This window comes from Streptomyces sp. NPDC050121, from assembly GCF_044460385.1.
Lineage (GTDB): Bacteria > Actinomycetota > Actinomycetes > Streptomycetales > Streptomycetaceae > Streptomyces > Streptomyces soliscabiei.
Window position 1 is genome coordinate 98,102 of record NZ_JBITJV010000020.1, and the last position, 18,828, is coordinate 116,929.

Consider the following 18,828-nt stretch of genomic DNA (forward strand, 5'->3'; position numbering starts at 1 on the left):
ATAATGGCAGCTGAGTCCGGCGGAGAATCGGAACGGGATCCCGTGGAGGCCTTCATCGACGAGGTCTTCGAGGAAATGGTACGCGAGGCTGGAATTCCGCATACCGGCACCGGAGTCAAGTATGGAAAGGACCCACTGGCTGGAGCTCTGATGGAAGCAGCCGTGGCGTCCCTGTCCCAGCCGCCCTCCCGTTCCTCGGAACTGGAAAGGGCACTGTTCGCGCAGACCGTGGCGACCGCGCTGGCAGAATCCCTCGCACCTGCCCTGGCGGACGTGCTGGCCTCGGAGATCATGAAGGTCCTGACCCACCACGCCGCCTCTCACACAGGCAGCACCCAGGAAACCGTCGGCACGGCCGACCGCAGCCACCGCACTTCCGGCGGTGGCGGTCATCACTCCTGACCGGACCGTCGTCCGGTGATCATTCCATCGACCACCCTCGCCCACGCCCGGAGGCGCGGGCGAGGTGGAGCAGGCTCGTGCTGCTCACTACTGAGGGCGGCGGAGCAGCTCTGGGGTGGCGCTGCTATGGCACGAGTGATCATGGCCTCGTAAGCTTCCGGCACGTCGGGCAGGTAGTGGACCCTGCCCGGTAGGGCACGACGCTGGGGCCATGATCTGCGAGGCCCGCGCCAAAGTGGCTCCGTAGAGCCGTGGAGCCGACCGCCCCGGCCAGATCGCTCAGTGCGGCTGAAAATCCGGTCATGAGTGTCTTGTGTGCGACGTCGTGAAGGTCTATCGGGCGTGAAGGTCTAACGGGCTCGTGTCGAATATGCCCGAGTGGACGTTCGCGGCTGCGTCGTACGCGGGTCGGGTGCAGCACGGATACCGCCGCCCAGCGGCCGACGAGACCACAACCACAACCACAACCACAACCACAACCACAAGCCTCACCCCTCCATGGTGATCGTGTGGCCGGCCTCGCTGCCTGGACGACGACCCGGTGGGCGATCGCGCTGACCATGCCGAGGCCTCGACCGTGTTCGGCGTCCTGGTCCTGGCGCTCGGCCTCCGGGACCGTGCCCGTGCCTCCGTCGACCGCGACCGCGACCGCGACCACCTGAGCCGAGACGGCCACGGCCAGGTGGAAGCTGCCGGACTCCAAGCCGCTGGCGGTGTGGGTGAGCGGCTCGGCGAGGGAGGATCGCGTTCACGCTCAGCACGCTCACGATCAGTTCGGCGTCCCGGGCAAAAGGGGAGCCGCGCAGAACGTCGCGCGTCCAGCGTCGGGCCCGACTGACCTAGGAGATCAACAAGAGCGTGTGCGCACTGCGCTCGGCAAGCTGTCCGAAGCCGTGGGCGGCAGCGGAGTGGGCTGACGACAAGCCCTGAAGCGGCCGACATCAACCGTTGCTGTACTTCGCTGCTGTACAGCACCCAAACGTCAAAGGCCCCGGATCTCTCCGGGGCCTTTGACCTGTGTGCACTCGGCAGGATTCGAACCTGCAACCTTCTGATCCGTAGGATCGGGCAGCGCGCTGTGAGGAGTTCCGGCAGCCCCCTGCTCCGGTCGCTCAGGTTAGCGATCATGCGTGTCTGTGTGCCGTCGTTGCCGTCAGAGTTGCCGTCAGATGCGAAACGGCGAGGCCAACATGATGCCCTTCGGGCCCAGCAGCCGCGTAGCGCACGCGCTCCGCTTGGCCAACTGAGTTACAACTCTCTTCACGGGTTCAAGTGCGGCTCGCTCCTGTCTCCACCCCGCTCCAGCCCAGCCGGCACCCGTGCCGCGCTCTAGGGCGTGTATCGAAAGTGCTGCCAGGTGCCCGAGCTGTATGCGCGATGAACGAGCGCAACTCGATGGCGTCTGGAGTGGAAATCAGGAAGGCTCGCGTGCATGGTCTCGGTATTGCAGAACGTGGCGATTGACTGCGCGAATGCCTACGAGCTGGCTCTGTTCTGGAGCAGGGTGACCGGCCGTCCGCTGCATCCGGAGGACAAACCGGGTGATCCGGAGGTTCAGGTGCTGCTGGCGGAGGGCCCAATGCTGTACTTCAACCAGGTGCCCGAGTCCAAGACGATCAAGAACCGGATCCATCTGTGTTTGCGCCCGGAGACCTCGCGCGAGCAGGAGGTGGAACGACTGTTGGGCCTCGGCGCCACCCTGGTCACCGACCATCGCAATCCCAATGGCTCTGGCTGGGCGGTCCTTGCTGATCCCGAAGGCAACGAGTTCTGCGTTCTGCGCAGCGAGTCAGACCGAGCCGCCATGACTTCCTGACGCTTCTGCGATCATCCTGGCCGATTTCGGATGAGTGCTGATCACAGCCACTCGTTGATGGCCGCGACGAGGACGCTCGCCTCAACGGATCCGGGTCGCTCGCCTGGATCTGCTCGAACTGGCGGTGGGCTTCCGTGATCGCCCGGTGAGTGGACGTCTGGCTGGCGAACGTCGCCCAGGGCAAGGTCCGCCGGACGACCTACGTCAACTACGAGTCACTCGTCCGCAACTACGTCACCCCGGACTTCGGCCGCAAGAAGCTGGTCCGCCTCACGGCCCGCGACATACGCGCCTTCCTCGCGAAGACGGCCGTCACCTGCCAGTGCTGCGCGCAGGGAAAGGACAAGAAGCGGCCGGAGCACAAGCGGCGCTGCTGCGCTCTCGGCAAGTGCTACAAGAAGCTCCCGTCTGACAGGACCGTGCGCTTCCTGCTGGTGATCCTGCGTGCCGCCCTCCAGCACGCCGTACGTGAAGACGAGTTGCCCCGGAACGTGACCCGGAACGGGAGCTGAGCATGGGAACGAAGCGCGAGATCGAACCGCTCACGGTCAAGGAGGGGCGTCAGCTCCTGACGCCAGCTCGGGAGAACCGGCTGTGGGCCGCGTACGAGCTGGCGGTCCGTATCGGCCTACGGCGCGGGGAACTGCTCGGGCTCCGCTGGTCGGACATCGACCTCCACGAAGGCGTCCTCACCGTCCGGCAGGCTCTACAGCGGGTCGGCGGTGAGCTGCTGATCGTTGCGCCGAAGACGCAGCGCTCGGCCCGCCGCGTGGCCCTGCCCGCCGAGTGCGTGACCGCGCTTCGGGCTCAGCGCGCGCAACAGATCGCCGACTGGAAGGGAGCTGGCAACAACTGGAAGGGGACGGGCCAGGGCCTCGTCTTCACCACACGGAACGGAACCCCCATCGAGCCGCGCAACCTGAACCGCTCCTTCGAGGCGCTGTCCATCCGGGCGGGCGTGCGCAAGGTCCGCTTCCACGACTTGCGGCACACCTGCGCGTCACTCCTCCACGAACAGGGCGCCGACGCTCGCATGATCATGGAAGTCCTCGGCCACAACTCTATCCGGGTGACCATGGACATCTACACCTTCGTCCGGCTCGACTCGCAGCGCTCGGCCTTCGACCGCGTCGGGGACGCGCTCAGAGATGACGCCGACGGACCGGACGATGGCGACGGCATGACCGGTGCTCCCGCAGCCGTCTAGCTGCTGGTCTTACAGCCCGCCGCTGACGGCATGTCGCGGCACAACTGGTCCTGGTGGGACTGCGCCGCAGCCCCACCAAAGATGATGACGCAGATCAGGGCAGCCATGATGGCCTGGGTGACGACCGTTACGACGGCCCCGGCCCGCGCGGCGATCAAGGTAGCCGCGATGGCGAGGACTCCGACTCCGCCAGCGGCGGCCAGGTAGTTCCACAACGAGTCGGTCGTGACGGTCTTGCCAGGGTCGAGGTTGAACCCTGACAGGAACCAGAGTCCAAAGATCACCGCCAAGGCAATCAGTTCCAGGAACACGAGACCGCACCCGGCTCCGATGTCGGCGCCCCGGTCCGCACGGCGGCGCTGTCTCGAACCGGTGGTCGCGAAGAAGGCGGGCGGGGCGACGGGTAAGTTCATACCCGCCACCTTGCTCGTGCGGGTGAGGCGGGCGCATGAGCACGAGTACTCAGCTCCGCCCAGGGAAGTCCCATGATCCACCTGACATCCCTGATCGGCCCCGCGCCCGCCCTCTGAGGCGGTTGCCGTCAAACACTGCCGTCAAGGCAAAAACCAGAGGCCCTCCGGATTACTCCGCAGGGCCTCTGGTCTGCTGTGCACTCGGCAGGATTCGAACCTGCAACCTTCTGATCCGTAGTCAGATGCTCTATCCGTTAAGCTACGAGTGCTTGTTATTCGGTTTTTCTGTCTTTGCTTCTGACCCTTCCGGGCCGCTCGCGGCGACAGGAAGAACATTACATGACTGCCGCCGCCATGTGAAATCCGTTTGCCGCACCCCTTGTGACCTGGGAAAACGACTCCAGAGGGTCCTGTGGGGGACACCACGAAGCCCCGGTCCGAGGACCGGGGCTTCGATGATCGAGCGGAGGCGGAGGGATTTGAACCCTCGATGGGATTGAAGTCCCAAACCGCATTAGCAGTGCGGCGCCATAGACCGGACTAGGCGACGCCTCCAGCACAACCGCTCGCGTGCGTGCGAGTGGTGCGTGCAGATGATGACACAGTCGAGCGGTGCGTCACCAATCGGCATCCACGGTACTAGGCAGGCGGGCCGCAGGGCAAAGCCGTTGTCGGGGCGCAACGTCGTCGACGGGGCAGCGTTAGTCCGGTCATGTTCCAGGTCACCCCGCTTCGACGGCTCGCCATCACCGCCTGTGCCGCCGTGATCGCCTCGGTGCTCGTCGGCCCCGCCCCCGCGTCCGGGTATGCCGGGACGGCCGTCGGCCCCCTCGCGCCGCCGCCCGTGCGGGACGAGGACCAGGTCCCCGACGATCATCTGACGGTCACCGTGCGGCACGCCGGTGGGCGAGCCGACGGGACGTTCGAGGTGTACTGCCACCCCGAGCGCGGCGATCACCCGGACGTGGGACGCGCCTGTCGCGCCGTGGACCGCAACACCCGGTGGGGCCGGGAGGCCTTCGCGCCGGCCCCGGACGACGGCGTCTGCACCATGCGGTACGGCGGGCCGGCCACCGCCCATGTCACCGGGCGCTGGGCCGGACGCCCGGTCGACGCGACGTACGACCGCAGCGACGGCTGTCGGATCGAGCGGTGGGACCGGCTCGTGCCGCTGCTGCCGGACCTGCGCCCGGCCCCCACCCGCTGACACGGCGACGTAGCGACGTTGGGGCGGGCGGCCCGGTTCCGGTCCAGTCGAGGTTTTGGGGCCCTCGGGGGGGTCTCGCCGATGACTCACTGCGGAAGCGCCCGTTCCGTAAAAGTCGCGCGAAGGTCCCGCAAAGCCTGAGCTGCCGGTCGTGCCCGACGACGCACGGCGACAGGCCAGGACATACGTTCTGTGTCACTTCGTCGTGCGAGCTCCCTCTCATCCGGCGTCGCCGACGGGACCCCAGCCCTTAGACTCCCTCGCGTGACACGCTGCGGGCCGGTTGGCAAGATGGCCCGATCGGTCGGCAAGGTGCGGTAACAGGGAGGAAGCGACTCGTGAGCAGCAGGCCATCCCGAGGCGCTGCTCGCCTCGCAGCCATACTCGATGCGCTTCCCGACGCGTTGGTGCTGGTCAACGCCAACGGGACCGTCGTCAACGCGAACACCATCGCGCTCGAGGCGTTCGAGACGCCGGGCACGGCGCTGGTGGGGCGTGGGCTACTCGATCTCCTTCCGGAGTTTGACTCCAAGCTCATCCCGGGCTCCATGCGGCGGCCCGACCACATGGACCCGCGGGGCCGGACCAAGCCGACCCGGATGGTCGCCCGGCGCACGGACGGGTCCGAGTTCCCCGTCGAGGTCACCAGCGCCAATCTCGAGAACGGCCAGCAGGCCTACGACGGCTACGGCTACGCCTCCGCCTCCGACGAGCTGCTGATGCTCGTCGTACGCGATCTGTCCGGCACGGTGGACACCGAGGCCGAGCTGGCGCGTTCGCAGCGGCAGACCGAGATGATCCTGCGGGCCGCGGCCGAGGGCGTCGTGGGCACCGACACCGACGGGCGGATCGTGCTCGTCAATCCGGCCGCCGCCCAGATACTGGGTTACCGGGCGAGTGATCTGGGCGGCAAGGAGCTGCACACCCTCGTGCTGCACTCGCGCGCCGACGGCTCGCCGTTCCCGTACGACGAGTCGCCGCTCGCCGACACCCTGCGCTCCGGGCGCAAGCACCGGGTGCGCGGGCAGGTGCTCTGGTCCAAGGGCGGGGAGAAGGTGTCCGTCGACCTGACCACCGCTCCCGTGCGCGACGGCGACCAACTCGTCGGCGCCGTCATGACCTTCACCGACCGGCGGCCCTACGACGCTCTCGCCGAGGAGAAGGACGCCGTCGAGAAGCGGCACGAGGAGGAGCTGGAGAAGCTCTCCGAGGAGCACGCCTCCGACCTCACCGCGCTGCGCCAGCAGCACGTCACCGAGGTCGAGGAGCTGCGCGAGCGGCACGAGGAAGAGCTCGCGGCGGGCGAGGAGCGGTACGCCGCGCTCGGGGAGCGGGAGAAGGACCGCTTCGAGGCGCTCGCCGGGCGGCACGACCAGCTGCTCACCCTGCTCGGGGACTCCTTGCGCGGCCCCCTGGACGAGCTGCGCCGCGAACTGGCCGCACTCGCCGCGGACGACGCCGGCCAGCTGTGGCCCGAGGCCAACCAGGTGCTCCATCACCTGTCGGCGGGCTACTCACGGATCACGACGCTCATCGACAACGTGCTCGGCTATCAGCGTCTCGACACCGGCGCGGAGTCGGTCGTCCGGACGAAGGTGATGCTGGACGCCGTCGTCGCCGCCGGTGTCGACGGTGCGGTGGAGCTCATCGGGCCGGGGCGGGTGCAGTTCGCGGTGCACGCGCCGCCCATCGAGGCCGAGGTCGACGCGCGGCTCCTCGCGACCGCGCTCGCGCACCTCGTGGCGGACGTCGCGGGCGTCGACGCCACCGGCAACGCGCCCGTCTCGGCGGGCGGCTACATGGACAACACCGTCGTGGTGGCGGCCGCCCAGCGCGGGGAGGTCGTACGCATCGAGGTGCGCGGGCCGTACGCCGGCGGCGACCGCGTGCACGAGCCGATCGTGCGCGGGATCGTGCGGGCGCACGGGGGCGTGCTCCAGACGCACGAGGTGCCGGGCATGAGCGGCAGCGCGTATGTCCTCGAGGTGCCGCTCGGCGGCGGGGCGGGGGCCGTGGCGGCTCCGGCGGCCATGGCGCTGCCCGCCCTCGCGTCCGGCGCAGGCCGGGATGCGGGCTCGGGCATGGGCGCGGGCGTGGGCGGGGGCGGGGCTTCGGCGGAGGCGACTCCGGGCGAGCAGGGCGCCGGTGGGCGTCGGCGGGCCCGACGGTCCTCCGTGGACGCCTTCCTGGAGAGTGACGGCCCGGGCGCCGAGGGCGGTGCCGGCGCGGAGGCGGCGGTTCCGACCGGACGGCGACGTAGGCGTGCCGCCTCCGCCGCCCCGGCCGGGGAGCAGACGCCGGGTGAGGCGTCCGCGAACGCGGAGGTCGCGGACGGCGCGGACGGCGCGGATGGCGCAGAGGGTTCCGGCGGTACCGGACGGCGGCGCGGACGGTCGGCCGAGGTCTCGGTCGTGGGGGTCGAGGCGGGCGTCGACGGCGGTGTCGGCACGGCGTTCGGTGCGGCGGTCGACGGGGGTGTGAGCGAGGGCGCTGTCGTCACGGCCGCCGAGCATGCGGCGGGGACCGCCGCCTCGGGTACGGGGCTCGGCGGCACCGTACCGCCGCAGGGGGTACCGGCTCCGGGCGGACGGCGGGCCCGGCACGCGCCGGACGGCGGCCAGCAGCCCCAGAACGCGTTGCCGCCCGCGCTGCCGGCGCTCGCGAGCGCAGCACCGCCGGCCGACGCCTCGCCGACGGGCATGGGCACGGGTACCGGTACCAGTACCGGTGCCGGTACCGATGCAGGTACGGAGGGGGAGAGCGGGCAGCCGACGGGGCGCCGTCGGCGTGCCTTGGCCGCGGCGAACGAGCGCGCCGCCGCCCAGGAGGCGGGACCGCGTGCCGTGTTCGCCCTGCCGCCGGCGGAGGCCGACCGGGCGCCGGACGGCTCCGGCGGCACGAGCGCGGCCGACCAGTCCCGGGCCGCGGGCCCGACTCCGGCGCAGGGGCCGATCCCCGCGCAGGGGCCTGTTCCGGCGTCGGGCCCCGTGCCCGGTCAGGGGCCTGTTCCCGTGCAGGGGCCGATCCCCACGCACGGGGCTGTTCCCGCGCAAGGGCCTGTTCCGACCTCGGGTCCCGTGCCTGGTCAAGGGGCTGTTCCCGCATCGGGTCCCGTGCCTGGTCAAGGGGCTGTTCCCGCATCGGGTCCCGTGCCGACTCAGGGGCCGCCTCTTCCTGCCTCGGGTCCCCTTCCTGCTTCGGGTCCCCTTCCTGTGGCTGGTCCTCTTCCCGTGCCAAGTCCTCTTCCGGTTCCGGCTCCTGGAGCGGTTCCGGGGGCGGGAGTGGTTCAGGTGCCCGCCCAGGCCCCGATTCCCGGCCAAGTGCCGATTCCCGCGCAGGTCCAGGCCTCTGGTCAGGGGCACGCCCAGGCGCCGGCACAGGTGCCGGTTCAGGGTTCCTCCGAGGGGCCGGCGGGCGATCATGGGCGGCACGACGCCGTCCCTCACGACCAGGCCGACGACCACACCCCGCCCCAGCCGCACCCCACGAACGCGCCCACGGGTCGCCGCCGCCGGGCCGTCGCCCAGCCCGCGGAGGCCGGCGGCATGGCCGGGGAGGGCGTGCCCGCGGGGGCCCAGGCCGCCGTCCCGGCACAGGGGCACCCCCAAGCCCAGGCCCAGGCGCAGGCCCAGTCGGGGGCCGACGCCGCGCAGGCAGTCGGCCACGTCAACCCGGCCGTTGCCGTACCCCCCGCGCCCGGTCAGGGGCAGCCGCTCCCGGCCGAAGCGGCGCCCTCCCCCGCGCAGGCCATGCCGGGCGCCCCGGCCGCGCAGACGCCCGGTGGAGGCACCCCGCTTCCGCCCGAGGCCGTCGTAGGGCAGCCGCGGGCGGCGCAGCCGTTGCCCGCCGAGGCCGCGGCGGGTCTGCCCATGGACCCCAACTCGACGCAGGGGCGGGCGATCAGCGTGCGCACCCTGGGGCAGGGCGTGCCCTTCACCCGGCAGGCCGCGCAGGTGCAGCAGCTCCAGCCGCAGCCCCAGCAGGCACCGGCCACCCCTGCCCCGAACGCCCCCGGTACTTCCGGGCGGCGCCGCAAGCTGGGGACGCCGCCCGACCCGGCCGCCCGCCCGGAGCAGACGGCCCGACCTGAGCAGACGGCGCGCCCGCACCCGCCGGCCGAGCAGCCCGTCGGACCGCAGGCCCCGTCGGCCTCGGTGGCCCCGCAGCTGCCGATGCCGTCGCAGGCCGTCGGGGCCCAGGCGCCGCAGTCCACCGCGACGCCCACCCGCACACCTGCCCCGACGTCCGCCTCCTCGCCCCTTCCGCATCCCTCCCTCGCCGGTCAGACGCGGCTCGTGCCCGGGTCGGCGACCGAGGGCGCCGGGCGGTCGTACGCCATAGGGGCGCCGGACGAGAACGCCGCCGAGGGGCCCGAGCCGTTGGACGGGCCCGGTGGGGCCGTCGAGGTGGCGGATCCGCCACGGCCACAGCCGCTGGACGACGAGCTGCCGCCGGAGCCCCTGGACAACCCGCGTCGGCTGCTGGTGTGGCCGGTGCCGGACGTCAGCACGCAGCAGGCGCTCAGCGACCGGGGCTACCGGCCGGTGATCGTGCATTCGCGCGAGGAGGTCGACGCGCAGATCGCCGCCTTCCCGGCCGCGCTGTTCGTCGACCCGCTGACCGGGCCGATCACCCGGACCGCTCTGCAGTCGCTGCGTACGGCCGCCGTCGCCGCGGAGGTTCCGGTGCTGGTCACGGCCGGGCTCGGGCAGGCGACGCGCGAGGCGGCGTACGGCGCCGACCCCGCCGTCCTGCTGAAGGCGCTCGCGCCACGCGACAGCGAGCAGCATCCGCCGCGGGTGCTGCTCATCGAACAGCACGCCGAGATCGCGCTGGCGCTGACCTCGACGCTGGAGCGGCGCGGGATGCAGGTCGCGCGGGCGGCGAGCGACGCGGACGCCGTCACGCTCGCCGGGCAGTTGCGGCCGAATCTGGTCGTGATGGACCTGATGCAGGTGCATCGCCGTCAGTCCGGGATCCTGGACTGGCTGCGGGCGAACGGCCAGCTCAACCGCACTCCGCTGGTCGTCTACACGGCCGCGGTCGACCAGGCGGACCTGCCGCGGCTGGCGTCGGGAGAGACGGTTCTCTTCCTCGCCGAGCGGTCGACCAGCCCCGAGGTGCAGGGCAGGATCGTGGACCTGCTGGCGCGCATCGGCACCAACTAGGACAGGTCCTCAACCCTGAAGAGAGGGGTCCTGGTCCACCGGTCGGGTCAGGGCTTCGCGATGAGCCTGCGCGCCGCCTCCTTGACGGAGGCGCGCAGGCGGACGCGGTCGGTGTCCTCGGCGCCCGCCAGGATGCGGCTCATCTGGGGTACGACGGTGGTCCAGTTGGCGATCGCGACCAGCAGGAAGAGCAGGTCGGGGGCCGGGATGGCGTCGGTGATCACGCCCCGGTCCTGGCCGTCCCGCATGGCGGCGACCTTGAGCGCGTAGTGCTGTTGGCGTTCCGCCTCGTCGGGCAGCTCGGCGGTGCCGTACTCGATGCCCTCCCAGTAGAGGAGGCGCAGGAGTTCGGGGTGGGCGGCGTGGTAGTCCATCAGCCGGTCGATCCAGCCCTCGATGTCGTCCGGGTCGACGGGGACGGCGGCGGCGAGGTCGACCATGCAGCGGCCGAGGACCTGGGAGAACAGCTCCGCCTTGTTGCCGAAGTAGGCGTAGATGAGCTGCTTGTTCGCCTTGGCCTCGGCGGCGATGCGGTCGATGCGGGCGCCCGCGATGCCGTAGCGGGCGAACTCCGCGACGGCCGAATCGAAGATCCGCGCCTTGGTGGCCTCGGGGTCCCTGGTCGTTGCCATGGGCACATCGTAGCCACGCGATCAGGCGGGTAACCAACTAGTTGGTTGACAGGGAATGCGCCCCGGCGGCAGGCTGTTGGACCTTCCGTTCCAACCAACTGGTTGGTTACTAGAGTCGGCTCGAAGGAGCATCTCCGCCATGGCGACCTCGCCGTCCCCGGTCACCACCCCCCAGCACACGAGCACCCCGCCCCGGCAGACACCCACCCACGGCCCGGACGGGGGGCCGACCCACGGTCCGTCCGCCGGCCCGACTGGCGACCCGACCCACAACCCGACCATCAGCACGACCATCAGCACGACCGGCGACCCGGCCCACGGCCCTGGTCCGACCCCCGGCGCCGCCGCCACCCGCGGTCGGAACCTCCTCCTCGTCCTCATCGCTCTCTGCACCGCCGTCACGGCCGCCAACATCTACCTCGCGGCCCCCCTGCTCCCCCTCATCGCCCACGACTTCGGCTCGACGCCCTCGGCCGTCGCCTGGATCGCCTCGGTCGCCCAGTTCGGGTACGCGGCCGGCCTGCTCTTCTTCGCCCCGCTCGGCGACCGTGTGAACCGGCGCCGACTGGTCGCCGTCCTCTCGCTGGTCACCGCGGCGGCCCTGATCGCCGGGGCATCGGCCGCCGGGACCGGCGCCCTCGCGGCGGCCGTGCTCGTCGCCTCGGCCGCGACCGTCGTCCCGCAGCTCCTCGTTCCGCTGGTCGCCGAACGCGCGCCCGCCGACCGGCGCGCCCGGCATGTGGCCGCCGTCATCGCCGGACTGTTCACCGGCATCGTCGCCGCGCGAGTCCTCGGCGGACTCGCCGGACAGGCGTTCGGCTGGCGGGCGGTGTTCGTGGGGGCGGCCGTCCTCACCACGGCCCTGGGCCTGCTGACCGCGGCCGCCCTCCCCGCCGAGCGCCGCCGCGCCCGCGAGGGCCACCTCTTCGCCGGCCTCACCGCGATGCCGGGCCTGGTGCGACGCTCACCCGACCTGTGGCGGGCCTGCGTGCGCCAGGCCGGGATGTACGGCGCCTGGAGCGCGTTGTGGACGTCCCTGGCCCTGCTGCTGACGAGCGACGAGTCGTACGGCCTGTCGACGGCCACCGCCGGTCTGTTCGGTCTCTTCGGACTGACCGCCAGCGCCGTCGCGCCCCTGGCGGGCGGGCTGGTCGACCGCTTCGGCGCGGCGAAGGTGGTCCGCAACGCGTACCTGCTCGCGGCCGTCTCCGTGCCGCTGTTCTGGCTGGGCGGGCAGGTGCTCGCGGCGCTGTTCGCGGCCGCGATCCTGATCCACGCGGCGCTCGTCGCCTCCCACGTCGCCAACCAGACCCTCGCTCTGACCACCACCTCGGCACCGGCCACCGCCAACAGCGCCTACGTCGTCGCAGGCTTCGCCGGCGGCGCCACCGCCTCGGCCCTGGCCGGCCTCGCCTTCACCCGCTTCGGCTGGACCGGAGTCGTCGCGGTAGCGGCCACCTGGCTGCTCCTGGGCTGGACAACCACGACCACTCGCCGCCCCACCACCCCGACGCACCGCTGACCACGTCCCACCCCGCCAACGCCGACGCCCGCCGAGCAGGAACCGCTAGAAGCCCTGCCCGGCGGGCGCGCGTGACGGGCCGAGCCGCCGAGAGGGCAGGGCCGCGGGCCCGAGTCGAACACACCCTGGACCCCGGGCCCCGGTCAGCGGGGCCGCGTTCAGCGACCAGCCTCCGGACCCGGAGGCCGTGGCCTGGGCATGGGCATGGGTCGGGGCCTGGGCATGGGTCGGGCGTCGGAGGTCGGGGGTCGGGGGTCGGGGGTCGGGGGTCGGGGGTCGGGGGTCGGGGGTCGGGGGTCGGGTCAGAGTTGAGTGATGGTTAGTTCGCCCGCCGCGTACTGCCTGCGGAGCACCTTCTTGTCGAACTTGCCCACGCTCGTCTTCGGGACCGCCTCGATGATCGTCCAGCGCTCGGGGAGCTGCCACTTGGCGATCTTCCCCTCCTCGGCGAGGAAGGCGCGCAGGGTCTCGAAGTCGGCGGTGGCTCCCTCCTTCAGGACGACCGTGGCCAGCGGGCGTTCGCCCCACTTCACGTCCGGGACGGCGACGACGGCGGCCTCGGCGACGTCGGGGTGGGACATCAGCGCGTTCTCCAGGTCCACCGACGAGATCCACTCGCCGCCGGACTTGATGACGTCCTTGGCGCGGTCGGTGAGAGTGAGGAAGCCGTCGGGGGAGATGGTGCCGACGTCGCCCGTCTTCAGCCAGCCGTCCTCGCTGAACTTGTCGGCGGGCCGCAGGGGTTCGCCGTCGGGGCCGTTGTAGTAGGCGCCCGCGATCCACGTGCCGCGCACCTCCAGCTCGCCCGCGGACTCGCCGTCCCAGGGCAGACGCTCCCCACCGGGACCGGTGAGGCGGGCCTCGACGCCGGCCGGGAAACGGCCCTGGGTGAGGCGGTAGCCGAACTCCTCGTCGGTGCCGACCACGTAGGCCGGCGGGCGGGCGATCGTGCCGAGGGGGGACGTCTCCGTCATGCCCCAGGCGTGACAGACCCGCATGCCGAGCTCGTCGAAGGCGGACATGAGGGAGGGCGGACAGGCCGAGCCGCCGATGGTGACCTGCGTGAGGGTGGAGACGTCCCGCGGCTTCGCGGTGAGCTCGGCCAGCAGGCCCTGCCAGATGGTGGGGACGGCGGCCGCGTGGGTCGGCTTCTCGCTCTCGATCATCTCGGCGAGCGGCGCGGGCTGCAGGAAGCGGTCCGGCATCAGCATGTTCACGCCGGTCATGAAGGTGGCGTGCGGCAGTCCCCAGGCGTTGACGTGGAACTGCGGGACGACGATGAGCGAGGTGTCCCGGTCGGTCAGGCCCATCGACTCGGCCATGTTGACCTGCATGGAGTGCAGGTAGATCGACCGGTGGCTGTAGACGACGCCCTTGGGGTCACCCGTGGTGCCGGAGGTGTAGCACATGGCGGCGGCCTGGCGTTCGTCCAGCTCCGGCCAGTCGAACGTCGTCGGCTTGTCCGCGATCAGCTCCTCGTACTCGTGCACGCGCGCGTGCACGCCGTCGAGGAGGGAGCGGTCACCGGGGCCGGACACGACGACGTGCTCGACCGTGGGCAGCTTCGGCAGCAGCGGCGCGAGCAGCGGGAGCAGGGAGCCGTTGACTACGACGACCTTGTCGGCAGCGTGGTTGACGATCCACACCAGCTGCTCGGCCGGAAGACGCAGGTTCAGGGTGTGCAGCACCGCACCCATGGAGGGGATCGCGAAGTACGCCTCGACGTGCTCGGCGTTGTTCCACATCAGGGTGGCCACCCGGTCGTCGCCGTGGACGCCGAGGTCGTCGCGCAGGGCGTTCGCCAGCTGCACCGCGCGCCTGCCCGCCTCGGCGAAGCTGCGCCGCTGCGGTTCGCCCTCACCGGTCCACGTGGTGATCCAGGACCGGCCGTGCACCAGCACACCGTGCTCGAGGATGCGGGTGACGGTCAGCGGTACGTCCTGCATGGTGCTCAGCACGGCGTCCTCCCAGGGCGGCTACATTGCCTACGCGGTGGTAACGGTTGTGCTGATTCTGCGCACATACCAATCGGTATGTCACTAGGAAGCGGTGAACGATCGGGTCACGCCGTCAGGCCAAAACCCCACGTCACCCCATGTATAACCCACGTATTCCTTCGGCGTCGCGCCCCACGTCACGCCCCACGTCACGCCGCTATCGAACAAGCACCAGCTCAGGGTCCTCGCGCAGCTTGCCGAGCGCCCGCGACACCGCCGACTTCACCGTGCCCACCGAGACGCCGAGCACCTCCGCCGTCTGGGCCTCGCTGAGGTCCTCGTAATACCTGAGGACGACCATCGCACGCTGCCGCGCGGGCAGCTTCGTGATCGCCCGCCACATGGCGTCATGCAGCGCCTGCTGCTCGGCCGGGTCGTCCCCGCCGGGAGCCGGTTCCGGTTCCGGCAGCTCGTCGCACACGTACTCGTCGACCTTGCGCTTGCGCCACTGCGACGTACGGGTGTTCAGCAGGGCCCGACGGACATAGCCGTCGAGCGCCCGATGGTCCTCGATCCGCTCCCACGCGACATACGTCTTGGTGAGCGCGGTCTGCAGCAGGTCCTCCGCGTCGCTCGGGTTCGCGGTCAGCGACCGTGCGGTGCGCAGCAGCACCGGCTGACGGGCCCTGACGTACGACGCGAAGGACGGGTACGGAGCAGGCCGCGTCATGCCGTTCGAAGCGCTGGTGCACACGGGTGTGGTCATGTCTCCACGCTAGGTTCGACTGCCGCTCGGGCGGATCGGCCGCAGGTCCCGAAGGGAAGTCCGTCTCAGGTTGTAGGGGTGGTGCCTGCCCCACCTCCTGAAGGTGGACGAACAGGCGTCGACTACTACGGGATGACCCCTGGGGTGACCCCTGGGGTGACCACCGACGGGACGATCCGGACTCCGGCTCGCAGCCCGGTCCGCGCCTGTGCCCACGCGTCCGGTCCGGGTGCTCACCGTCCGGTCCGGGTGCTCACCGTCCGGTCCGGGTGCTCACCCGTCCGAGGTCAGGACCAGGCCCGAGGTCGGCACCCCGGTCCCCGCCGTCACCAGGGTCCGGCTCGCGCCGGGTATCTGGTTCACGGACGTGCCGCGCAGCTGTCGTACGGCCTCCGCGATGCCGTTCATCCCGTGGAGGTACGCCTCGCCGAGCTGGCCGCCGTGCGTGTTCAGCGGCAGCCGGTCCGCCGCCACGAAGGCCGCGGCCTCGCCGGGCGCGCAGAAGCCGAACTCCTCCAGCTGCATCAGCACGAACGGCGTGAAGTGGTCGTACAGGATCCCGACGTCGATGTCGGCCGGCGCCAGCCCGGAGCTCCGCCACAGCTGGCGGGCGACCACGGACATCTCCGCCAGGCCCGTCAGATCGTCGCGGTAGAAGCTGGTCATCTGCTCCTGGGCCCGCCCGGCGCCCTGGGCCGCCGCGGCGACCACGGCGGGCGGATGCGGCAGGTCGCGGGCCCGTTCCACCGAGGTGACGACCAGCGCCTGGCCGCCGTCCGTCTCCTGACAGCAGTCCAGCAGCCTGAGCGGCTCGGCGATCCAGCGGGAGGCCGCATGGTCGGCGAGGGTGATCGGACGGCCGTGGAAGTACGCCGCCGGGTTCGCCGCCGCATGGCGACGGGCCGTGACCGCGACCGGCCCGAAGGCCTCCTCAGGGGTCAGCCCGTAGGTGTACAGGTACCGCTGCGCCGCCATCGCCACCCAGGAGGCGGGCGTGAGCAGCCCGAACGGCAGCGTCCAGCCGAGCGCCGTCCCCTCCGCCGAGGGCTCGCGATGCCGTACGCCCGAGCCGAAACGGCGCCCGGAGCGCTCGTTGAAGGCGCGGTAGCAGACGACGACCTCGGCGACGCCCGTCGCGACGGCGAGCGCCGCCTGCTGCACGGTCGCGCAGGCCGCCCCGCCCCCGTAGTGGACCCGGGAGAAGAACGACAGCTCGCCCATCCCGCAGGCCTGCGCCACGGTGATCTCGGGGCTCGTGTCCATCGTGAACGTCACCAGACCGTCCACGTCGGCGGGCGCGAGCCCCGCGTCGGCGAGCGCGGCCTGGACCGACTCCACCGCCAGCCGCAGCTCGCTGCGCCCCGAGTCCTTGGAGAACTCCGTGGCCCCGACACCGACGATCGCCGCCCGCCCGCCCAGGGCGTCCCGCGTCCTGACACTCATCGCCCGGCCCCTTCCGGCCCATCAGGCCCGTCCGGGACGGTGACCGTCACGGTTCCGATGCCGCTCGTCGGGTCCGTCGCGCGCCACCCCGGGATGGTGACCGTCACGGTCCCGCTGACGTGCCGGCCGATGCCGTTGTCGCCGGTGATCCGTACGACGATCAGGTCCGGGTCGCGTACGTCCTCGACCGTGCCCCGCAACACCATCGTGTCCCCGGGGTAGTTGGGCGCCCCGAGCCGGATGGCGACCTTGTGCAGGACCGTGCCGGGGCCGAAGAGGTCGGTGATGTAGCGGCCGACCAGGCCGTTGGTGGTGAGGATGTTCATGAAGACGTCCGGTGAGCCCTTGGCGCGGGCCGCCTCGGGGTCGTGGTGGACGTCCTGGTAGTCGCGCGAGGCGAGCGCGCCGGCGACGATCAGGGTGCGGGTGACCTCGATCTCCAGCGGCGGCAGTTCGTCCCCGGGTTTCACGCGGCCACCTCCCGCGCGCGGAAGACGGGCAGCACCAGCTCGTCGTCGTAGGCCCGGAACTCCAGCTCCACCGGCATCCCGATGCGCACCTTGTCGTACGGCACGTCGACCACGTCACTGATGATCCGGACGCCCTCGGCGAGCTCGATCAACCCGATCGCGAAGGGCGGGGAGAAGGCCGGGAAGGGCGGGTGATGCATCACGACGTACGAGTAGACCGTGCCCTCGCCGCCCGCTTCGACGGTGTCCCACCGCGCCGCGCCACAGGCGTTGCAGCCGGGCAGCCACGGGAAGCGGAGGGTGTCGCAGGCGGTGCAGCGCTGGATGAGGAGGCGGTGCTGTCGGACTCCCTCCCAGAAACCGGCGTTGTCGCGGTTGACGACGGGGCGGGGGCGCAGCTCCTGGGGTTGCCGGGAATCCGGCTGCCACGGCTCCCTCTGCCCTCGTGTGGACTGCCGCTCTCGTGCGTGCTTCTCTCGTGCGGCCGGCGCGTACTTCAGGATGCGGAAACGGTGGGTGCCGACCAGGGTCTCGCCGACGCGGACGTCCGTTCGAGTCGTGACGAAGTAGCCGGTGCCCAGCTTGGTCGTCTTGCGCGGCGAGACCGACTCGATCACCGTGTCGAACGCGACCTCGTCCCCCGGTCGCAGCGGGTGCAGGTACTCCTGCTCGCAGTCGGTCGCGACGACCGAGGTGCAGCCCGCCTCGTCGAGGAGGGAGAGCAGCTCGTCGTAGGCCTGCGCGCGCCCCTGGTGACCGCTCAGACCGCCCATGATCCACGCCTGGAGCATGGTGGGCGGGGCGATCGCGCGAGGGCCGGTGTACGCCGGGTTGAGGTCGCCCATCGCCTCGCACCAGTGGCGGATCATAGGTGCGTTGACAGGGTCCCGGCCGGTGCCGGCGACCGCGGCGGGGCGGCCCACGTGGGCTTTCAGCCGTGGGTACAGCGGGTCCTCGTCCACCGGTGCACTCCCTTCAGGTCCCTTGCCGGAACAGGTTTCTGACTGTCCGTCAGATATGACGTTCTGTCAATAAAGGCTTCGGCGACGTTCGGAAACGCGTCTGCGCGGCGGCACCGAAGCACCGCCGCGCAGACGCACTGCACCCCACGTACTACGAACTGCGAACCACGAGCCACGACCCGCGAACCACACCCAGTACGGTCCCCCCGGAGGACCGGCGCGCGGCGCCGGCCCCCTCAGATCACCACCACAGCGGCGCGAAGGACACCGCCACGTTGCTGTTGCCCTGGTTGACGGCCGTGAACGCGGACCCGTGGACCTGCGCGGCATTGCTCTGGTTCGACGCGCCCGATCCGACGGCGTTCTGCTGTGTGGTGGACGAGTTGCCCTTGTTGTCATGCCCGACGCCGCTGCCGACGATGCTCGCGACACCCGCGTTCGATCCGTCGTCCGCGAAGCCGCCGTTGTCCGCCGTCGCGACGCCGGTGAAGAGAGCGGCTGCCAGCGGGAGGGCGGAGACGGCGGCGATGGCGCGGGCGGTACGGATGCTTGCCATGTTGTTCCTCCAGAGCGCGAAGTATGGGCTCCACCAGGCCGGTTGGCCGACCGTCCCGGCGTTTTGTGACGACGTCGCGAGACCAGAGTTGCCCACCGAATCCCCGGCGAACCATCCCGGAAGCCTCGATTAGCACTCAAGCGTGATGACAAGTCGATAAACCCCTAGCACCACTTTTTCTGCCCGTGCCACCATAATCCCCGGCAACTCAGACACCAGTCCCTCAGGCCCCACAAGGGACGAACCGTTCCGGCATTTTTCCCGCCCGCTCGACCGCCCCCGGGCGCGTCCCCCCTGCCCCTCTTCCCTTTTTCGAACATACGTACG

Annotated in this window: 15 protein-coding genes, 2 tRNA genes and 1 pseudogene; 7 read left to right on the forward strand and 11 right to left on the reverse strand. The window is 71.1% G+C overall.

The annotated features are described in order from the left end of the window. Nucleotides 1–42 precede the first annotated feature (42 nt). On the forward strand, nucleotides 43–402 hold the full coding sequence (locus ACIBTS_RS28020) for a hypothetical protein (protein WP_399322992.1): 360 nt from the start codon (nucleotides 43–45) through the stop codon (nucleotides 400–402). Nucleotides 403–890: 488 nt separating this feature from the next. On the opposite strand, the pseudogene ACIBTS_RS28025 reads toward ACIBTS_RS28020, so the two are convergent. Further along, nucleotides 891–1,208: pseudogene (locus tag ACIBTS_RS28025) on the reverse strand (ATP-binding protein). Between the two features lie 626 nt (nucleotides 1,209–1,834). On the opposite strand from ACIBTS_RS28025, the gene ACIBTS_RS28030 reads away from it, so the two are divergent. The 3 genes from ACIBTS_RS28030 to ACIBTS_RS28040 all read left to right on the forward strand — a co-directional run bounded on the left by ACIBTS_RS28030 (nucleotide 1,835) and on the right by ACIBTS_RS28040 (nucleotide 3,425). Next, nucleotides 1,835–2,218, forward strand: a complete 384-nt coding sequence (locus tag ACIBTS_RS28030) for a VOC family protein (protein ID WP_399322994.1) — start codon at nucleotides 1,835–1,837, stop codon at nucleotides 2,216–2,218. A gap of 149 nt (nucleotides 2,219–2,367) precedes the next feature. Beyond that, nucleotides 2,368–2,730, forward strand: a complete 363-nt coding sequence (locus ACIBTS_RS28035; protein ID WP_399322995.1) for a hypothetical protein — start codon at nucleotides 2,368–2,370, stop codon at nucleotides 2,728–2,730. Between the two features lie 2 nt (nucleotides 2,731–2,732). After that, a complete protein-coding gene (locus ACIBTS_RS28040) occupies nucleotides 2,733–3,425 on the forward strand; it encodes a tyrosine-type recombinase/integrase (RefSeq protein ID WP_399322996.1) in 693 nt (230 codons plus the stop codon). Here the strand turns inward: ACIBTS_RS28040 and ACIBTS_RS28045 are convergent. The 3 genes from ACIBTS_RS28045 to ACIBTS_RS28055 all read right to left on the reverse strand — a co-directional run bounded on the left by ACIBTS_RS28045 (nucleotide 3,422) and on the right by ACIBTS_RS28055 (nucleotide 4,393). Next, the gene (locus ACIBTS_RS28045; RefSeq protein WP_399322997.1) at nucleotides 3,422–3,838 is read right to left on the reverse strand and encodes a DUF6234 family protein; all 417 of its coding nucleotides are present in this window, start codon (nucleotides 3,836–3,838) and stop codon (nucleotides 3,422–3,424) included. The two genes, ACIBTS_RS28040 and ACIBTS_RS28045, sit on opposite strands and share 4 nt — an antisense overlap. A gap of 196 nt (nucleotides 3,839–4,034) precedes the next feature. Further along, nucleotides 4,035–4,107, reverse strand: a tRNA-Arg gene (locus ACIBTS_RS28050). Between the two features lie 195 nt (nucleotides 4,108–4,302). Beyond that, nucleotides 4,303–4,393: transfer RNA gene (locus ACIBTS_RS28055), tRNA-Ser, on the reverse strand. Between the two features lie 157 nt (nucleotides 4,394–4,550). On the opposite strand from ACIBTS_RS28055, the gene ACIBTS_RS28060 reads away from it, so the two are divergent. Further along, entirely contained in the window at nucleotides 4,551–5,045 is a 495-nt protein-coding gene (locus ACIBTS_RS28060; RefSeq protein WP_399322999.1) for an SSI family serine proteinase inhibitor, read from the forward strand. Between the two features lie 338 nt (nucleotides 5,046–5,383). Beyond that, nucleotides 5,384–10,213 carry a PAS domain-containing protein gene (locus tag ACIBTS_RS28065; protein WP_399323001.1) on the forward strand — a complete coding sequence of 1,610 codons (4,830 nt, stop codon included), beginning with the start codon at nucleotides 5,384–5,386 and terminating at the stop codon, nucleotides 10,211–10,213. Nucleotides 10,214–10,260: 47 nt separating this feature from the next. Here ACIBTS_RS28065 and ACIBTS_RS28070 read toward each other — a convergent pair whose 3' ends face one another. Further along, a complete protein-coding gene (locus ACIBTS_RS28070) occupies nucleotides 10,261–10,845 on the reverse strand; it encodes a TetR family transcriptional regulator (RefSeq protein ID WP_399323003.1) in 585 nt (194 codons plus the stop codon). Between the two features lie 280 nt (nucleotides 10,846–11,125). Here ACIBTS_RS28070 and ACIBTS_RS28075 point away from each other — a divergent pair, with 280 nt between their 5' ends. Further along, the gene (locus tag ACIBTS_RS28075) at nucleotides 11,126–12,367 is read left to right on the forward strand and encodes an MFS transporter (protein ID WP_399323076.1); all 1,242 of its coding nucleotides are present in this window, start codon (nucleotides 11,126–11,128) and stop codon (nucleotides 12,365–12,367) included. 302 nt (nucleotides 12,368–12,669) lie between these two features. Here the strand turns inward: ACIBTS_RS28075 and ACIBTS_RS28080 are convergent, their stop codons facing one another. The 6 genes from ACIBTS_RS28080 to ACIBTS_RS28105 all read right to left on the reverse strand — a co-directional run bounded on the left by ACIBTS_RS28080 (nucleotide 12,670) and on the right by ACIBTS_RS28105 (nucleotide 18,501). Beyond that, nucleotides 12,670–14,325, reverse strand: coding sequence for a long-chain fatty acid--CoA ligase (locus ACIBTS_RS28080; RefSeq protein ID WP_399323005.1), 1,656 nt, complete (start codon nucleotides 14,323–14,325; stop codon nucleotides 12,670–12,672). 196 nt (nucleotides 14,326–14,521) lie between these two features. Then, nucleotides 14,522–15,070: a SigE family RNA polymerase sigma factor gene (locus tag ACIBTS_RS28085; RefSeq protein WP_319676513.1), complete on the reverse strand. Its 549-nt coding sequence runs from the start codon at nucleotides 15,068–15,070 to the stop codon at nucleotides 14,522–14,524. Between the two features lie 273 nt (nucleotides 15,071–15,343). After that, the gene (locus tag ACIBTS_RS28090) at nucleotides 15,344–16,513 is read right to left on the reverse strand and encodes a lipid-transfer protein (RefSeq protein ID WP_319676514.1); all 1,170 of its coding nucleotides are present in this window, start codon (nucleotides 16,511–16,513) and stop codon (nucleotides 15,344–15,346) included. Further along, nucleotides 16,510–16,983 carry a MaoC family dehydratase gene (locus ACIBTS_RS28095; protein WP_399323007.1) on the reverse strand — a complete coding sequence of 158 codons (474 nt, stop codon included), beginning with the start codon at nucleotides 16,981–16,983 and terminating at the stop codon, nucleotides 16,510–16,512. Before ACIBTS_RS28095 ends, ACIBTS_RS28090 begins: the two co-directional genes overlap by 4 nt. Continuing rightward, nucleotides 16,980–17,945 carry a bifunctional MaoC family dehydratase N-terminal/OB-fold nucleic acid binding domain-containing protein gene (locus ACIBTS_RS28100; RefSeq protein ID WP_399323009.1) on the reverse strand — a complete coding sequence of 322 codons (966 nt, stop codon included), beginning with the start codon at nucleotides 17,943–17,945 and terminating at the stop codon, nucleotides 16,980–16,982. Before ACIBTS_RS28100 ends, ACIBTS_RS28095 begins: the two co-directional genes overlap by 4 nt. Nucleotides 17,946–18,186: 241 nt before the next feature. Then, nucleotides 18,187–18,501, reverse strand: coding sequence for a hypothetical protein (locus ACIBTS_RS28105; RefSeq protein ID WP_399323011.1), 315 nt, complete (start codon nucleotides 18,499–18,501; stop codon nucleotides 18,187–18,189). Nucleotides 18,502–18,828: the final 327 nt, after the last annotated feature.

Bases quoted from the DNA above. Each gene is read 5' to 3' on its own strand.
- ACIBTS_RS28060 (WP_399322999.1), top strand. From the start codon at position 4,551: ATGTTCCAGGTCACCCCGCTTCGACGGCTCGCCATCACCGCCTGTGCC.
- ACIBTS_RS28090 (WP_319676514.1), bottom strand. From the start codon at position 16,513: ATGAGTGTCAGGACGCGGGACGCCCTGGGCGGGCGGGCGGCGATCGTC.
- ACIBTS_RS28040 (WP_399322996.1), top strand. From the start codon at position 2,733: ATGGGAACGAAGCGCGAGATCGAACCGCTCACGGTCAAGGAGGGGCGT.
- ACIBTS_RS28070 (WP_399323003.1), bottom strand. From the start codon at position 10,845: ATGGCAACGACCAGGGACCCCGAGGCCACCAAGGCGCGGATCTTCGAT.
- ACIBTS_RS28105 (WP_399323011.1), bottom strand. From the start codon at position 18,501: ATGGCAAGCATCCGTACCGCCCGCGCCATCGCCGCCGTCTCCGCCCTC.
- ACIBTS_RS28045 (WP_399322997.1), bottom strand. From the start codon at position 3,838: ATGAACTTACCCGTCGCCCCGCCCGCCTTCTTCGCGACCACCGGTTCG.
- ACIBTS_RS28085 (WP_319676513.1), bottom strand. From the start codon at position 15,070: ATGACCACACCCGTGTGCACCAGCGCTTCGAACGGCATGACGCGGCCT.
- ACIBTS_RS28030 (WP_399322994.1), top strand. From the start codon at position 1,835: ATGGTCTCGGTATTGCAGAACGTGGCGATTGACTGCGCGAATGCCTAC.